The sequence below is a fragment of the Uruburuella suis genome, assembly GCF_004341385.1.
In the GTDB taxonomy this organism is placed as follows: Bacteria; Pseudomonadota; Gammaproteobacteria; order Burkholderiales; family Neisseriaceae; genus Neisseria; species Neisseria suis.
This window is the reverse complement of the sequence record NZ_SLXE01000015.1, coordinates 25,542-42,141: the sequence shown is the minus strand read 5'-3', so window position 1 is coordinate 42,141 and position 16,600 is coordinate 25,542. Positions and strand designations below refer to the sequence as shown.

Here is a 16,600-nt window from a genome sequence, read left to right as displayed (position 1 = left end):
GTTTTCAGGTACCGCACCGCCCCAAAGCCTGTTGCTACCGGCTACCCGCGTTTGCGCTTAATAGCGCATACTGCGACCAATAACGACCTTGATAATCTCCCTTTGATGCGAACTGACAAAATACATTATCCCCAACAAAACACCGGCGTGAAAGTTGCACAACTTTGTTTGCTCATTGCCCATGCAGCCACACACCATCCGGCAGCCCCGCCTTTCCCAAAGCCTTGCACAAACCGCCCTTAGGCAGCGGATACACCCGTAAATCATCCTTCTGCCAATGCAGCAGCGGCAACAAGGCCGCCATACACACCTCAAAATCCGCCTGCGTTCCGCGCAGCAGAAACACACTCTCCTGAAAAGGCAGCGCATGGCCGCACAGCAAACGGTATATCCGCTGCAAACGCGCCGGTTTTACCACATCATACGCAATCAGCCAACGCATCTTCCCGCTCCAATATCATCAGTTCAGACGGCACAAATCCCTCCGTTTCACCCGCAGCTGCGCCCAAAGCCGAGAGCAAATCCATGCAGGCACGATACATCAAAGGCCGCCAGCCTTTTGCCGCTGTTTCAAACGCCCCATAAAAGCGCAATCTACCCGCCTTGCCCATTTGACACCCCTCGCCGCGCATCGAAAAATCCTCCGGCCGCAGCACGCCATCGGCCAATAAAGCCAGCGCCCATTCATCATAAATAGGCCGCATCGGCTCCAGCAAATCCGACGCCAGCGATTCCCGCCCGTGCGCCACCCCGTGATAAAAGCCCACAAACGGATCCAGCCCCGCCAGATAAATCTGCCGCACCAGCTCGAAATGCAGCATCGTATAACCCAGCGACAGCACCACATTCACCGCATCACGCGGCGGCCTGCGGTTGCGCCCCGAAAAGCCCCACGAATCCGGCAATATCTTGCCCCAACCACCGAAATAATGCGCCGCCGCTGCCCCCTCCAAGCCACGCAAGGCCGCCAAATCCGCAGCCCGGCCGATTTGCGCCGCCACATTGGCCAACACCTGCTCCTCAGCCGCCAATCGCGCTTGGCGCACCGCATCACGCGCCGCCAACCGCGCCAACAAAGCCGCCTGAGCACTGATTTTCGCCGCTACCCAGCCACGCGCAGCCTGCAAACAGAAATCCTCATCCGCCGACAAGCGCAACTGCACCACCCGCCGCCGCGCATCCACCCGCAAGCTCGGCATCAGCAGCACCGGCGCACGTTTGCGCCCGCTCAACACCAACACCCCCACACCCTGCTCACCCAATTTGCCCAACACCGAAGCCGAAAGCTGCAAATCACCCCGGATACACACCCGCTCCAGCACCTTAAGCGGCACCGTGCCCGCCCGTTTTTCCCCATCATAAAATGCCAGTGCCGCCCCATCCACTCGCAGCGACAAGCCCTTGCGGTCGATAAATAAAGTTGCCATCTCTTCCCCCCTATCCGATTACAAACGGCTCATAAGCCATACTTTTCGCACAACCATAAAAAAACGGCTGTGCCGATTCGCTCAAACGAACCACCTGCAGCCGGTCATTTTTGCCGAGTAAGGCCGGCAGCGTTGCACATAAAGCTGCCAATTCCCGCTCTGTTAACCAACATTCAAACAGCGACTTCTGCCCGCCCACCGCATAGCCGCGCAAAATTTCCCGCACCTGCCGCCGTGAACGGTTGCAGGAAATATCGTAAGCCCATAAATATAAATGCCTTTTCATCGCATCATTTCCTGAAAACCGGCAGCAAATAAACTGCATATCCACGATGATATGGCTTTATTTTGCCGTTCGCCAGCCATACAAATTTGTGAGATAAATGTTATCTGTATCAATTTGCCGGCTTTCTCTTTATCGGTGTTTTCAGGCCGTCTGAAAAAATAAAACATTAAAAACAAACAATTAAGTTCTAAATATTTCAGGCAGTTTGTTATTTCTTATAGAAGCGGCAATTAAAACTTGAACATTTTTAAAATTTAAGAATTTTAACCGGGCTGGCAGAAGAAACCGCCGCCCGAGTCTTAATCCCCGATTTGATGGGGCTTTTTTGAATTTTTAATCTTACCTCAGACGGAGTTAGTTTTCTGTCTTAATCCCCGATTTGATGGGGCTTTTTTGAATTGAATAGCGGCTTTTTTGATGGAGTAGAGCCAATGCGTCTTAATCCCCGATTTGATGGGGCTTTTTTGAATTCAAAAAGCTCACCGGCGCCAATCTTTTTCAGGTGTCTTAATCCCCGATTTGATGGGGCTTTTTTGAATTGCAAAATCACCGCCACCAGCACCGACGTGGCGTCTTAATCCCCGATTTGATGGGGCTTTTTTGAATTTGGCATTTGCGCCAATATTGGGCGGTGGCATGCGTCTTAATCCCCGATTTGATGGGGCTTTTTTGAATTACAAGATTTGTGCGACAAAAGAGAAACCGCATGGGGTCTTAATCCCCGATTTGATGGGGCTTTTTTGAATTGCAAAAACAATATGATGAAGATAAAAAATACCGGTCTTAATCCCCGATTTGATGGGGCTTTTTTGAATTCCTCGATGCGCGCGCGATAGGCAAGTGCATCGGGTCTTAATCCCCGATTTGATGGGGCTTTTTTGAATTTTTAAAACCAACCGTTAAAGAAGGGAATATAAAAGTCTTAATCCCCGATTTGATGGGGCTTTTTTGAATTGATAGGGCATAGCCTGCCATTCAGACGGCCTGCGTCTTAATCCCCGATTTGATGGGGCTTTTTTGAATTGCAACACAGGCCACTATTCGGCGGCCAGCAACGTCTTAATCCCCGATTTGATGGGGCTTTTTTGAATTTCGTCGGCACCCAAAACATAGCCGGGCTTCGGGTGTCTTAATCCCCGATTTGATGGGGCTTTTTTGAATTAGAAAATGGAATCAGTAAGTGCTGCTAAAGAATTACGTCTTAATCCCCGATTTGATGGGGCTTTTTTGAATTGGTAACTTTGGACGGTAGCAGCATCAACCACTACGTCTTAATCCCCGATTTGATGGGGCTTTTTTGAATTCCTACTGGGATACGGGTGAGGACGGGTATGATGTGTCTTAATCCCCGATTTGATGGGGCTTTTTTGAATTAAAAGAATATGGCGTTAAAGAAAACCAAATGCGTCTTAATCCCCGATTTGATGGGGCTTTTTTGAATTGCAAGCACACGAGCAGGCCAAGGGGCTTGATGCGTCTTAATCCCCGATTTGATGGGGCTTTTTTGAATTGTGAATCAACGGGAAAATACAACAATCCGCGCAGTCTTAATCCCCGATTTGATGGGGCTTTTTTGAATTGTCGCGCTTTAGGCCAATCGTAGACATCTTGATAGTCTTAATCCCCGATTTGATGGGGCTTTTTTGAATTCTATACCGACAGGATCTTAGAAGTAACTTTGGAGTCTTAATCCCCGATTTGATGGGGCTTTTTTGAATTCAGGAGCTAGCGCTGGAGGGTTTGACGCTCTATGTCTTAATCCCCGATTTGATGGGGCTTTTTTGAATTGCCGAGATGTACATCAATGGAGAGCCCGTGACGTCTTAATCCCCGATTTGATGGGGCTTTTTTGAATTCTACAGCCGCTAAGGCAGCGCCTAAAGCGCCTAAGTCTTAATCCCCGATTTGATGGGGCTTTTTTGAATTTTACGCGTATTCGTGTGACCGTCACGGCCACATTTGTCTTAATCCCCGATTTGATGGGGCTTTTTTGAATTTTATGACAACATGGAATACCGCCTGAAACCCGAGGTCTTAATCCCCGATTTGATGGGGCTTTTTTGAATTCCATAAGAACGTTTCAGTTGAAACGGATGTCACAGTCTTAATCCCCGATTTGATGGAGCTTTTTTGAATTTGAACGCAAAAAGCAACCCGAAATATTGACCGAGTCTTAATCCCCGATTTGATGGGGCTTTTTTGAATTTGAACGCTTGCTGGAGGCTGCGAAGGAAGTACTCGTCTTAATCCCCGATTTGATGGGGCTTTTTTGAATTCTTAATTATCGAGTAGAGCCATGAGTAAAACAGTCTTAATCCCCGATTTGATGGGGCTTTTTTGAATTTTCATATAGTTATATGGGTGAAGACGGGTATGATGTCTTAATCCCCGATTTGATGGGGCTTTTTTGAATTATAGGCCGCGCCGCATGAGCAAAACCATCAAAATGTCTTAATCCCCGATTTGATGGGGCTTTTTTGAATTGAAATCGAAGATGCGAAATGGGAATGGCGCAACCGTCTTAATCCCCGATTTGATGGGGCTTTTTTGAATTGTATGGCAATGCGCTGGTGTATGACAATGCGCGGTCTTAATCCCCGATTTGATGGGGCTTTTTTGAATTCGAAGTGCGACAGAAAGAACGGTAGTCGTGCAGTAGTCTTAATCCCCGATTTGATGGGGCTTTTTTGAATTTCCAAGCACTACCTGCCTGAGGGTGTAGCGGAGGTCTTAATCCCCGATTTGATGGGGCTTTTTTGAATTAGCAGGGCGTGGTTTTGTTTAGATTAATCAAAAGGTTGAAAATGCTGTTTCCGGACTTTTCTGTCTTAATAAAGCTAATCATGATTTAACCATCGCTTAACTGATAACGGCCGAGGCCGAATACGGTTTCTTTGCCGATGTGCAGCCATTGGCCGATATGCAGCAATTGGGCGAATTCTAGCGGCAAATGGTCAAACCGCCAAGTGCCGGTGATGCCGCCGAGGGTTATGGCTTGTTGTTGGCGGTTGGAATAGCGGCTCCAGTCGCGCCATTGTAATTCGCCGGTGGCGCTGACTGTGGCGGCTGCGCGGCTCAGGTGCGGGAAATCGGCATTGAGCGGCTGTGCCCAGTGTTCGGTGGCGATGGCGGAGGTGCGCCGCATGAGTTGGCGCAGAAGGATGTCGGCGCTGATGCGGTGTATGCCCAATACGCTGTTTTTGCTTTGCAGGCGCATGGGGGTGCGGATATGCAGGGTGGCTGCGGTGGGATAGCGTTCGGGCAGAATCAGGCTGTTGGCGTGCTCCTGAATTCGGCCGTCTGAAAATACCGGCTGCCAGCCTTGTGCGGTTTCGATATCGATGTGTTGCAAGCTGCCACGCCCTTTGATTGCGCCGATGCCGCGCTCGAATGCTTGGGCAAAAGCGAAGGCAATCAGGGGCAGTTGCGCTCGGGCACCTCCGATCAGCACAAGGTTGAAATGGTAGGTTTCACCGCTTTTATAATGATATTTGCCATCTTCAGGGGCTTCGATAATGTAGGGCTGCGGCGGATTTTGGCTTTTGCTTTTGCCGAGTGCGGGGTTGGGCGGGGTGGCGAAAATGCGGCTGTAGGGGCAGCTTTGCAGCAGCGGGCAGCCGCTGCATTCTTTTTGCCGGGTCATGCAGGCAAGGCGGCGCAGGGCATGTCCGAATACGCCGCGAAGGGTGGAGCCGGCATATTCGGGCAGACGCATTTCGCTTTCCAGCGCAAAGCCGAAACGGTAACGGGCGATGGGCAGCTCGGCGGGGAGGTTGAGGGGGTTTTTAGGGTTCATGGTTTTCAGACGGCCTTTATTCACCGCGCAGTTGTTTTAACATGGCTTTGATTTCTTTTTCACGCTTGTTGATAAAAAAGCCTCGTTTGAGATTTTCCAGTTTTTTGAACGAGAAGGCGGTGGCGATTTGCTGCTTGCTGTTGTCATCCATCTCGGCGGTGGCTTGTTCCCATGCGGTTTTCAGTTGGTTGAAAAAAACGTTGCTGGCGGTGTCGTTGCGGGGGTCGAACGGGAAGTCCCGCAGCTTTTGCGTCCAGTCGGCAATCAGGCGGTCGGCGGGTTTCATGGCGGCCAGCTCGGCTGCGTGAGCGGCGGCAGCGGCTTGTTCGGCGGCGGCCTGTTCGATTTTGGCACGCTCGGCAGCTTCGGCTTCTGCGCGGATGGCGGCTTTCTGAGCGGCTGCGGCTTGTTTTCGTTCGTGCAGCTTGGCTTGCAGGGCTTGAATGTCGTTCAAATGGCTGCTGTTTTGTTGACACCAGTTTTGCAGGGCGGCATTGCCGCCTTGCGGGTCGATTTCAACCAATGCCCAGCCAAACGGTAACAAGCCGTGGGTTTCGGTGGCGGCTTGAGCGGCCAGCCACACGGTTTTGGTGTGTTGCTGAAAACTGCTGCGTTGTCTGCCGGTCTCCGGATCTTTGCCTTCGTTGATTTTAATTTGTGCCAAGCCGCTCAGGGTTTTGCTTTCTGCACCGCCATGTTTGCCCAGTCGCACCAACATGATTTCGCCATCGTCTAACTGCGGCTTCAATGCAGCCAGCAGATTGCGGGTGTGTTGCAGCCATTCCGGATGAATCAGGCCGCGCTCGTCGAGCAGCCTGTTTTCGGCTTCAAAGCGTTTGAGATGATAGCGGTTGGCATTTTGGGCGATTTGTTGCAGGTTTTGTAGTGGTGTTTTGGGCAGGCTTGCATTGGGCTGTTTGATAGGTGGGTTATGCGCCAACAGCAGTCTTTGCAGGGTGCAGCTTCCGCCAAATGCGCGGTATTGACCGTGTTGGATGGTTTCGCGGCGGCCGGTCACACCTTTGGCCTGCACAATAATTTTGTTGCCATTGCCATCTAAAACAAAAACACCATCTATATCGCGTTTATAAACGATGTGCTTTTTCTTATTAACCGCATATTGGATTTGGGTGGCGATAGTGCCGTTTGCCGTAAAATCGGCAGTTTTGAGCAGACGCAGGCCGTCTGAAGCGAAGCTGCCAAGCAATTCGGTTTCATAATGGGCGGCATCGTTTTGTCTGGGTCTGCCTTTGCTGTAAGGCTGCTTTTCGGCCAGTTGGTCAAGCCAGGCGGTGCGCAGGCAGCCTTTGAGCGCACTGCCGGGGATATAGGGCTGGTGGTTGACGGGATTGACGGCGGTGCGCTCAATTATAAAACTATTGCCCACTTTTTGACCGCTCTGCTCGCGGTTGGCCACTTTGCCCAGTTTCTCATATTCGCTTGCCAAGGCGCTGCTTACCCCCACAATTTTGTAGGCGCAATCGGCAAATGTGCTGCCGTGCTTTTTGAAGTAATTCTGTATCGCCAAGGTGTCGCCGCGCTGGGCCGTTTGCAGCAGTTCGTTGCGCTGCTGCGGGGTAAGCGCAGCTTGCGACGGATCAAAGGCATACAGTGCGCCGTCTGAAATCACGTAATTGGTTGGCTCGTAGTCTTCGCCTGTGCCTAAATGCAGCGGCGATAAGGGGGTGAGATACAGTTGGTGGTTTTGTAGAAAATTTTGCGGCATGATGCGCTCCGTTTTTTCTTCTAGGCCGTCTGAAAGCAGCGGTTTAGTTTTTATTTATCGGTTTCAAGCGTAAAGGCGATCGCGGGGGCATAGCCTTGCTGCACAGCTTGCGGCTGGCTTTTGGAAATGCCTGTTATCCCTTGCCCGACATAATGGCCGTCTGAAACCGCGCCGCTGAATACTGCGCCGGTTTGCGCCATCAATACAGGCTGTTTGAACGGCTGCCCGGCGGTGGCCTGCACATTGCCGTGGCGGCCGAATCGGGTTTGGGTGTGGTAATAGCTGCGCTCGGCATTGTAGCCCAGGTCTTGCGGGCAACTGTTGGCAAGGGTGAACACGGCGTTGTCTTTTGCGTGGCGTTTAAATAAATCGGTGGCTTCAAGGCTGATGATGCGGTATTTGCCCAGCCCTGCGCCCGCATCGCGTCCGTAGCCGCTCAATCCGATATTTTCCAATATTTGTTGCAACTGCGCAGCGTTCAGACGGCCTTCGTCCAGCAGCAGGTAAATCTGCCAGTCATGCTCTGCGGCATACCAGATTTGCTCGCTTTCATACGGGACAAACTGCCCGCCCGCGCCGGTGGTGTGGGTTTGGCGGTTGAGGCTGTTGTGCGGCTGGCTGTGGCGGCTGATAAGGTGCGGGGCAAGTTCATGGTTGCTTTTAGCCTGCATCTGCCAGCGGCGGCTGCTTTCTGCCAAAGCGGTTTCAGGCAGCCATTGGCGTTTTTTGAGCTTTTTGCGGTCGGTTTCTCCATCTTGCTGCCAGTAGGCCGACGGCAGGGTAGGCAGCGGCAGATGGTCTTTGGGCAAGGCATCGGAAACAATCAGAAACGGGCGCTTGTCGGTATAGCCTTGCAGGCATTGCTCGAGCCGCGTTTCGCCGTATTGCTCGACGATGCCCCAGCAGATTTGCCCGAACAGGGTGTCGCCCACCAGCGGCGTGCCGAAGGCGGTTTCGGGTTGGATAATCAATCGGTATGCTTGCATAATGTTATTTCGCAAAAGGTTGGATGGCGGCAAAGCATGAGCTGATGTCTTCGCCATTGCGCGTGATCGCGGTAAAGGCCACTTTGCCGTAGCCGCGCGAACCGTTGCCGCCAAGGCTGTCCCATTCCAAGAGTTTCAAGCCTTGCAGCAGGGTGTCGAACAGGGCTTTGTCATCGCCGTCGAATTCTTTAATGGTGAGCTTGAAGTCGAATCGGGCACCGGCGGGCACGCGCTCGGTTTGGCGCGGGTCTTGGGCTGTTCCGGCGATGCGGTTGATGCGGTTTTCGCTTTTGGCTTCGGTGAGCGGCAGGTTGTCTTCGCGAAGTCGGTCGGCATAGTCTTTATTCAAGGGGCAATCCCAAAAGGATACGCGGGTGTGGCCGATTTCTTTTTGAAAGTCTTCGTTTTGGGTGTCGCCGCTGATGCCGAACAGCTGCAAAATGGCTTTAACGGCTTGCTGTTGTTCGTTTTGGGCGCGGTCGTATTCTGTTTTGCCCAGCGGAGCTTCCTGCACTGCGCCGCTTTTCCATTCGAGCAGGCTGCGGATTTTGCCTTTCAGGCTGCTGCCGGGAATATAAGGCTCGCCGCTGACGGGATGCTTGATGACTTCGTTGTCGATGCCGCCGATGTGGATTTCGCTGTCGCCGCCGCCGATGTGCAGGCCGGTTTCTAAAATCAGGGTGGCTTCAAGAATGTGGATATTGGTTAATTGCATGATGTTCTCCGGTTATTTTTTCTCTTCGTTGGCTTTGCGGAAACCGAGCACGGCTTCAAAAAACAGTTTGGCGTTTTTCAGGCTGTCGGGGCTGTGGATTTGGCCGATGATTTGGTTGAAAACGTCAACAAAATTATCGTCCACATGTTTTCGCCCTTTGGAATAAGCGGCTTTGGCTTTCAGCATTTGAATAAACGGGGCCGCGTTTTGATAGGCTTCTTCGCGTGAGGCTGCCTGAAACACTTTGTCGTGCCACATGGTCAGCTCATCGTAGAATTTACGCAGTTGGGTGGATTTGTTTTTATCCTTATTCTGGCTGATATGTTCGGCAGCATTTCTGGCAGTGTCGCTGAAAATATCAATTTCCAGCTTGTCCAGTTTGATCTTATTCAGTTCCATTATTTTGCCCTCAGTAGGTAGAAGTGGTTAAACAGGGGAATGCGGTATTTCGCACCCAATTTCCCAATGCCGTTTTGGTAAAAGGCTTCGGTAAGCCGGGCATAGCCGTTGTTTTTGTCGGTCATGTTTTTGCTGTCGTTTACGTGGCGGCGGATGCGGTAGGCAAAGCGGCTGCGCCACATGCCGGCGGCGATATTGCCGCTTTTTTCTGCTTCTGCCTGTTCGCTAAATTGCAGCATATTGTAGATAAATCCGGTGCTTAATCCGTAGTCTTCTCTCAGACGGCCTATCCGTTCAAAGGCCGTCTGAATATCGCCCCATTGCTGCCACGATACAGTTTGCCCATAGAGGCATATGCTGTTTTTGCTGCCGTATCCTTTGGTGGCTTCCTGTTTGTTTTCCGGATAGGCTTTGGCGGCTTCCAGCGCTTCTTCGGCATAAGCCGACAGCTTGCCTACGGGCAGGCCGGGCTTGGTCACGGCAATGCCTGCGCTGAATGTGATGCCTGAATTGCCTGCCACATAATCAGCAAAGCGCATGCGCATATCGGCAGCCAGCTTTTGGGTTTGCAGCCACGGGCCGATAAGGAAAAAGTCATCGCCGCCGGCAAATACAGTGTAGGTGTTGGGATAACATTCGGCGCAATAGGCGGGCAGCCACAGGCTGAAAAAGTGGTTCATCTGCCGCGACAAGGCGGCCATTTTGGCAAAAGTCGGCTCACTCAAGCCTTGCTGGAAAATATTGCCAAGGTTGTCGACATCGCCTTTGAGCGCGGCAATGGCTACTTTGCCGGCAAAGGTGTCGCCGTTTTCTGTGTGTCGTTCTTCGCAGGCCAGATGGCTGAAGGTTTTCGGGCTGCTTTCGCGCACTTCTTCTGCATCTTCCGTGTCTTTAACGGGCGCGTATTTGTTGCACGGCCATTCATCAACTTCGCTAAAGTGCGGCACATAGGCATTGATATAACGCCGCGCATAGCCGTGCCATAAGGTATCGCGGATGTTTTGCGGCAGGCTGAAATCCCAAAAGCGCAACAGGCTGCCCGCTCTAGCTTGGTTGCCGAACTTGCCGCTGATGTCTTGCTCTTCGGTAAAGGCCACGGTAAAGCCGAATATCGGCAGCTTGAGCTTGCGGGTATGAACACCGTCTGAAACCTCATCTGCACCATCCAGCACCATCAGGCGCTCTTTGTGGGTAAGCTCGCTGCCTAAATCGATTTGATCTTGTGAAAGGCGGGAAACAGCATGATTTTTTTCACCTTCCTCACCCGGCAGTTGCTGGTTATAAAGGCAAACACCTTTTTCATAATCGGTATTCAACACGGCAGGCGCTGCGCCGGTTAAATTGAAGCGTTGCAATTTGGCCTGTTCCAACACTTCAAAAGACTGTTTGACCAGTGCCTTGAAACGCTTTTTATCAACAAAATCGCTGCAAGCGGCGGGTTGGGTTGCCAGGCCCAGGGCCACTTGGCCGAGGCTGTGTTGCAAAAACCACTGGTTAATCTCTGTGCGCACTTTTGTTACAGCCTCGCGCACTTCAGCAGTATTGGGCGCAACAATCATAAATTTGCCCGCTGCATTGAGAATCTGCGAAGTCGGCGGCAAGGCGCAGGCGCGCAATACTTTCAGTGCAGCCAGTTCGGCAAACAGAGAAACTTGGAACGAACGTCCGCGCAGGAGTTTGGCCGCTTTTTTATTGGTTTGGCTGCCTGAGGCAAAGATAAAATTTTGAATGCCGAAAAAGTCGCCCTGTATCAACAGGATTTTTTGTTCGTCCCAATCGCTGCGACTTTTGAGTGCGGAAACAGCATCGACATCGGTTTTCCCTTCCGCTTCGTGCCAGCGCCATAGAGCAGCCGCCAACGCGGCGGTGGTTTTACTGTGGTCATACAGCGATACCTCGGGTTTCATGCCAAATGCGGTTGCCGCAGGAATAGCCTGGGTGTAGGTTTGCCATAGGGTATCGAAATGATCCAGCCATAAATTCCAGTTGCTGCGGTGTGAAGCCGGAATGCGTTTCAAATTGTGTAGAAAATCCTGCCATAAGTCGCGGTATGCCTTTTGCGCCTGTGCGTTATCAGCCGGCTCGGCGGTGTCGCGCCATTGCGGGAAAATGGCTTCGGGCGATAGGGGCTTGAGCGGATAGCAGTAATCCAATCCGGCATTTTCAGACGGCCTCACTTCACCATTTAAGGAAATTTGTTCAAACAGGGTCAGCAAGCGCGCCTGATCATGGTTTTTACCGGTTTTGCTTTTGGGATTAAGGCCTTGGTTACCGTCGGTTTGGTTGTGCCGCTCGAATTCTTCCCGCTCGAAACCGGAAGCCACGCGCTCGGCTGTGGCGATAATCCATTGCAGAAAGGTGTCGGGCTTGTGGTGCATGGCCGAGGCATTGAGCAGCGAATCGGTTTTGTCTTCACCCGCTTGACGGCCGGCAAACGGATACATATCGCCGCGCACCAAATCCGGCGCATGCCGCTCTAGAATATCCCATGCCAACGCAGTGTAGGCGGCATGCTTGTGGGTGTGGATATCAGATGGTTTGCCATCGGCAAACTTTCCCGGACAATACATCCGGATATAGGTTTGCAACGTTTCATCCGGCACTTCCGGCCGGGCGCGCTCGGCAAATTTGCCCAAACCATACAGATAGACAGCAAAAGCAACTTTGGCGGTGGCATAATGCATAGAAATACTCCGCTTCACTTAATGTTAAATTGAATTAATTTTGGAACTTTTATACAGTTTATCAAAACATATACACTTTTTGCCGTCTTACAAATTTGTGTATTTTTAGAAGCTTTCATTTCAACTAAAATACCCGGCTCAAAAAATAACCCCGCTGCCTTGCCGTATCCGTATTGTCTTCGGTTTACTGCCTTGGCAGCTTGTTTTTGAATTGGTAGATTGGTATAAGACGGCGGTGCGGGAACAGCCATGTATACGATTACGGCCTGCGGCCTAATCGTACTTGTGTTGAAGAACAGTAGAAACAACAATATATCAGGCCGTCTGAAACGTTTCAGACGGCCTGTTTGCAGTATTGGCTTTAAGCGTTTTCCACCCGCGCCAAAATATCGGCAAATGCGGCCACGGTGCGCTCGATGTTTTGCAGCTTGTCCAAGCCGAAAAGGCCTAAGCGGAAGGTGGAAAAATCGCTGCGTTCGCCGCATTGCAGCGGCACGCCGGCGGCAATCTGCATGCCTTGTGCGGCAAAAGCTTTGCCGTTTTGGATTTCGGGATGGGTGGTGTAGCTCACCACCACGCCGGGGGCTTCGAAGCCGGCCGCGGCCACGCTGGGGAAGCCTTGTGCGGCCAAGAGTGCGCGCATTTTTGCGCCCAATTCGGTTTGTGCGGCTTTGAGCTTATCGAAACCGATGGCTTCGGCTTCCTGCATCACCTCGCGCAAAATCAGAAGCGCATCGGTGGGCATGGTGGCGTGATAGGCGTGGCCGCCGTTTTCAAAAGCGGCCATGATGGCGAGCCATTTTTTCAAATCGAGCGAGAAGCTGTCGGATTCAGTGGCTTGCACTTTTTGATAAGCGGCTTCGCTCAGCATCACCAGGCCGCAGCAGGGAGAGCCGCTCCAGCCTTTTTGCGGCGCGGAAATCAACACATCAATACCGAGCTTTTGCATATCAAGCCAGATGCAGCCCGAGGCGATGCAGTCGATGACGAGTAAGCCGCCCACGGCGTGCACGGCTTTAGCGAGCGCTTGAATATAATCGTCGGGCAACATAATGCCCGAGGCGGTTTCCACATGTGGGGCAAACACCACGGCAGGGCGGTATTCGGCGATGGCAGCGGCCACTTCTTCGATTGGCGCGGGCGCAAACGGCGCTTGCGCTTCGTCGGCCTGGCGGGCGGTGAACACGCGCGTGTCTGCGGCGATGCGGCCTTGCTCGAGAATCTGCGTCCAGCGGAAGCTGAAAAAGCCGTTGCGGATAATCAGGCATTTTTCATCTCGCGCCAATTGTCGGGCCACGGCTTCCATGCCCGACGTGCCGCTGCCGGGCACCACGGCGGCATAATCGGCACCATACACTTTTTTCAGCGTGGCGGAAATTTCGCGCAAGGCCGTCTGAAACTTTTGCGACATGTGGTTGAGGGCGCGGTCGGTGTAAACCACGGAATATTCGAGCAGGCCGTGTTCATCGATTTCGGGGCGGGGCAGGGTGGTCATGCAGTTTCTCCGTTTGTTGTGGTGTGTGGCGGATATTAGCATTATTGCGGATAAGCTTAAAGGCCGTCTGAACGGGTTTTCAGACGACCTTGTTGATTCGGCAATTAAATATTGAACATTTTCAGATACCGGCAAACAAGCCTTTGGCTTGTTGCCCTCTCCCTAGCCCTCTCCCACGGGAGAGGGAACAGGTTTCTGCTGCGGGCAAGAGGATGTGAATATTCAATAATTAGTTGCCGTATCTATAGGGTCTGTTCACATTTCATCACGCGGCAATGTTTTGGCTCAAAACTCGCCTGCTGTGCTCAAATCAGCTTTTTCAGCGTTTCATGTTCGCGCTTGATGGCGGCGATGGCTTGGTCGTAGCGGTGCATGCGCCGCAGCGAGCGGATAATCAGGTAGGCGGAAAAGGCAATCAGCAGCAGATTGATGCTGCTCACCAGCGCCAAAAGCGGCCACACATGGGTGATTTCGTAATATTTGGAGGTGGCAATCAGGGCGCTGAAAATGGAGAGCGGCAGCGCCAGCATGGCAATGCCGGTGCGCATCACCGAGAGCGAGGTGCGCTTTTCAGAGAGCAAAAGCTGCACTTGGTTGATGCTGAGAATGTCGGATTGGTTGTGTTTGTTCATTGGCTTATTTGGCCAGTGCTTTGGCTTGGGCAAAGTCGATTTCACCGGCGCGGTATTGCGCCCAATGTCGGGTAACGTAATCGCTCATGGCTTGTTGGTGTTCGGCTTGGGTGTGTTTGAGGATGCTCATTGCAGTATTGTCTTTCAAATACTGTAAACAACGCTAGAATTTCCTACACTATTTTCGGCTCGCCGCCTTGTTATCTTATTTTTTTAGAATTGGTATTATTTGCCGCTGTCGGGCGGATGATAAATGTCAGTATAATGTGCCGCTTGATGATATACGGTAAGCCTGAGGCCGTCTGAAAGCTCGGGCTGTTATTTAAAGCTCGGGCTGTTATTTGAGGATGGGAAATGCGGTATTTATTTTATAAAAAATGGTTGGTGCAATGGCTGGCGGTGTTTTTGCTGTCGTTGCTGATTTTGGGGCTGGGGCGTGCTTTTTTATTTTACCGCTATGTGTCGGATACGGTGAAAAACGAATATGCGGCCGATGTTTTTGCTATGTTTTTCAAGGGATTGCAGTTTGATATTAAAATCAGTGCCATTGTTGTGGCTTTGCCTTTGTTGTTGGGGGCGGCCTGTTTGGCAACTGTGAAATCGGCTGCCTGGTTTGACCGCCATCAAAACAAGCTGTTGCTCGGGCTTTTGTTGTTGCTGCTCACTGCAACGGTGGCGAATGTGTTCTATTTCGGGGTTTATGAGCGCCAGTTTGATGTGTTTGTGTTCGGATTGGTCGATGAGGACCCTGCGGCGGTGTTGAAAACCATGTGGTCTGACTTCCCTGTTTTAAGCGTATTGCTGGGCTTGGCTGTGGTCGGGGGGGCGGGGTACAAGCTGCTTTCCCGCGTGCGTTTGCGGGCAGGAGAGCGTGTCCGGCAGACGGACGGCCTTTGGCTGAAAGCTGTTTTGGCGGTGTTGCCGCTATTGTTGCTGGCGGCGGGCATTCGCGGCTCGATGGGTAAGTTTCCTTTACGGCAGGATTCGGCACAGATTTCTGCGGCATCGCAACTCAACAGATTGGTGCCCAATGCTTTGATTTCCTTGGATTGGGCGCGTAAAGAATATAAGAACAGCGGCTCTTTTGATGAGGTTTCTGATGAAGACGGAATCAAGCTTATCAGCCGTTTGCAGGGCAAGCCGGCGGCATCGGCGGCGTTGTCGCAATTTGTGGTAAAAACACCGCATAACGCTGCGGTGGAGGCGCACCGCCCGAATGTGGCGTTGGCGGTGATGGAAAGTATGGGCAGCCATCTCTTGCAGTTGGATACGCCGCAGCGTGATTTGATGGGCGCATTGGCACCGCACTTTAAGCAAGATTGGGTGTTCCGCAAATTTGTTTCCGAGGGCGACGGCACCAGCGATTCGCTGCACCGCTTTTTTGTGCGCAGTCCCAAGCTGAATTTGAGCCAATCTACAGCGAAAAATAAATCATTCATCAGCAATATGTTCAAGCCCTACCATGATGCAGGTTACCGCACGATGTATATTACGGCGGGTAACGGTGGCTGGCGCGATTTCAATAATTTTCTCACGCATTTGGGTGTAGATGATTTTGTGGATGAGAATACGCTGAAAGCCCGCTATCCCGAAGCGAAATCAGATACTTGGGGCGTGCCGGACGAATATATGTTCCGTTATGCGGCAGAGGTGTTGGCCGAAGCGGAGCAAAGCGGCAAACCGGTGTTTGTGATGATGATGTCGATGACCAATCATCCGCCTTATAAATTGCCTGCGCCGCATCAACGCTTGGCCTTTAAGTTGGACAACCAAGAGCAAAGCCGTTTGAGCCAGTTGGCGACAGGTGAAGCGTTAAATGAAATTCTGAACACGTTCCGCTACAGCAATGACCAATTGGGGCGCTTTATCAGCGAAGTGAAACAACACGCGCCGCATACGGTGATTGCGGCCACGGGCGACCACAATATGCGCGCCATCGGCTATCCCGAGCCCAACGAAACGGCGCTGGGGCACGCTGTGCCGTTTTATCTGTATGTGCCGCCCGAATACCGCAACGAAGCGGTTTACAGGCCCCAACGGGCAGGCTCGCATAAAGATGTGATGCCGACCTTGTATGCGCTTTCCTTATCCGAGCGCGATTATTATCAAAACGGCTGCAATCTGGTGGCGGCAGAACCCTCTTCACCGTGGTGCGGTTATGGCTACAATAGCGAGGTGTTGTTGACGGAACACGGCTTTTTCAATTTGAGCAGCCGCGAATACCGGCGTTGGCAAAACAGCGCGGATTTGCGTGCGGAAGCCAAAGCGGAAGCGCCGACGGCCGACGAGCAGGCTTTGATCGATAAAGGCAGCGCATATGCCGACTTTCTAAATTGGCAGCTCAACCGGATGGTAACGCAGCAGATGTAAAATAATCAGGCCGTCTGAAACAAGTTTTACAGCACAATTCAAAATTGCTGTAAAACTTGTTTCAGACGGCCTGATTGATGTTGA

At 51.9% G+C, this 16,600-nt stretch carries 14 protein-coding genes and 1 CRISPR repeat array; of the genes, 1 reads left to right on the top strand and 13 read right to left on the bottom strand.

The features are described from left to right. Positions 1–172: 172 nt before the first annotated feature. The 13 genes from EV680_RS06770 to EV680_RS12185 form a co-directional block, all read right to left on the bottom strand. Positions 173–442, bottom strand: coding sequence for a CRISPR-associated endonuclease Cas2 (locus tag EV680_RS06770; RefSeq protein WP_132953986.1), 270 nt, complete (start codon positions 440–442; stop codon positions 173–175). Next, on the bottom strand, positions 420–1,427 hold the full coding sequence (gene cas1 / locus EV680_RS06765) for a CRISPR-associated endonuclease Cas1 (RefSeq protein ID WP_132953985.1): 1,008 nt from the start codon (positions 1,425–1,427) through the stop codon (positions 420–422). Before cas1 ends, EV680_RS06770 begins: the two co-directional genes overlap by 23 nt. A 10-nt stretch (positions 1,428–1,437) precedes the next feature. Continuing rightward, complete coding sequence (gene cas2, locus EV680_RS06760) at positions 1,438–1,752, bottom strand: CRISPR-associated endonuclease Cas2 (protein ID WP_243650352.1); 315 nt, start codon at positions 1,750–1,752, stop codon at positions 1,438–1,440. A 257-nt stretch (positions 1,753–2,009) separates the two neighbouring features. Continuing rightward, positions 2,010–4,476: a CRISPR direct-repeat array (repeat unit 36 nt; unit sequence GTCTTAATCCCCGATTTGATGGGGCTTTTTTGAATT). A gap of 85 nt (positions 4,477–4,561) precedes the next feature. After that, positions 4,562–5,509, bottom strand: a complete 948-nt coding sequence (gene cas6, locus EV680_RS06755; protein WP_132953984.1) for a CRISPR system precrRNA processing endoribonuclease RAMP protein Cas6 — start codon at positions 5,507–5,509, stop codon at positions 4,562–4,564. Between the two features lie 16 nt (positions 5,510–5,525). After that, positions 5,526–7,235, bottom strand: a complete 1,710-nt coding sequence (locus EV680_RS06750; protein WP_132953983.1) for an RAMP superfamily CRISPR-associated protein — start codon at positions 7,233–7,235, stop codon at positions 5,526–5,528. A gap of 50 nt (positions 7,236–7,285) precedes the next feature. Further along, positions 7,286–8,221: a type III-A CRISPR-associated RAMP protein Csm4 gene (csm4, locus tag EV680_RS06745; RefSeq protein WP_132953982.1), complete on the bottom strand. Its 936-nt coding sequence runs from the start codon at positions 8,219–8,221 to the stop codon at positions 7,286–7,288. 4 nt (positions 8,222–8,225) lie between these two features. Then, a complete protein-coding gene (gene csm3 / locus EV680_RS06740; RefSeq protein ID WP_132953981.1) occupies positions 8,226–8,936 on the bottom strand; it encodes a type III-A CRISPR-associated RAMP protein Csm3 in 711 nt (236 codons plus the stop codon). Positions 8,937–8,948: 12 nt separating this feature from the next. After that, the gene (gene csm2 / locus EV680_RS06735) at positions 8,949–9,335 is read right to left on the bottom strand and encodes a type III-A CRISPR-associated protein Csm2 (RefSeq protein ID WP_207894306.1); all 387 of its coding nucleotides are present in this window, start codon (positions 9,333–9,335) and stop codon (positions 8,949–8,951) included. Then, a complete protein-coding gene (gene cas10, locus EV680_RS06730) occupies positions 9,335–12,019 on the bottom strand; it encodes a type III-A CRISPR-associated protein Cas10/Csm1 (RefSeq protein ID WP_132953979.1) in 2,685 nt (894 codons plus the stop codon). Before cas10 ends, csm2 begins: the two co-directional genes overlap by 1 nt. Positions 12,020–12,033: 14 nt before the next feature. Next, positions 12,034–12,270: a hypothetical protein gene (locus EV680_RS06725; RefSeq protein ID WP_132953978.1), complete on the bottom strand. Its 237-nt coding sequence runs from the start codon at positions 12,268–12,270 to the stop codon at positions 12,034–12,036. Positions 12,271–12,380: 110 nt separating this feature from the next. Then, on the bottom strand, positions 12,381–13,514 hold the full coding sequence (locus tag EV680_RS06720) for an aminotransferase class V-fold PLP-dependent enzyme (protein WP_132953977.1): 1,134 nt from the start codon (positions 13,512–13,514) through the stop codon (positions 12,381–12,383). 305 nt (positions 13,515–13,819) lie between these two features. After that, complete coding sequence (locus EV680_RS06715) at positions 13,820–14,146, bottom strand: hypothetical protein (RefSeq protein ID WP_132953976.1); 327 nt, start codon at positions 14,144–14,146, stop codon at positions 13,820–13,822. Positions 14,147–14,150: 4 nt separating this feature from the next. Then, a complete protein-coding gene (locus EV680_RS12185; protein WP_279387854.1) occupies positions 14,151–14,276 on the bottom strand; it encodes a hypothetical protein in 126 nt (41 codons plus the stop codon). Between the two features lie 224 nt (positions 14,277–14,500). On the opposite strand from EV680_RS12185, the gene EV680_RS06710 reads away from it, so the two are divergent. Beyond that, on the top strand, positions 14,501–16,516 hold the full coding sequence (locus tag EV680_RS06710; protein WP_132953975.1) for an LTA synthase family protein: 2,016 nt from the start codon (positions 14,501–14,503) through the stop codon (positions 16,514–16,516). Positions 16,517–16,600 lie beyond the last annotated feature (84 nt).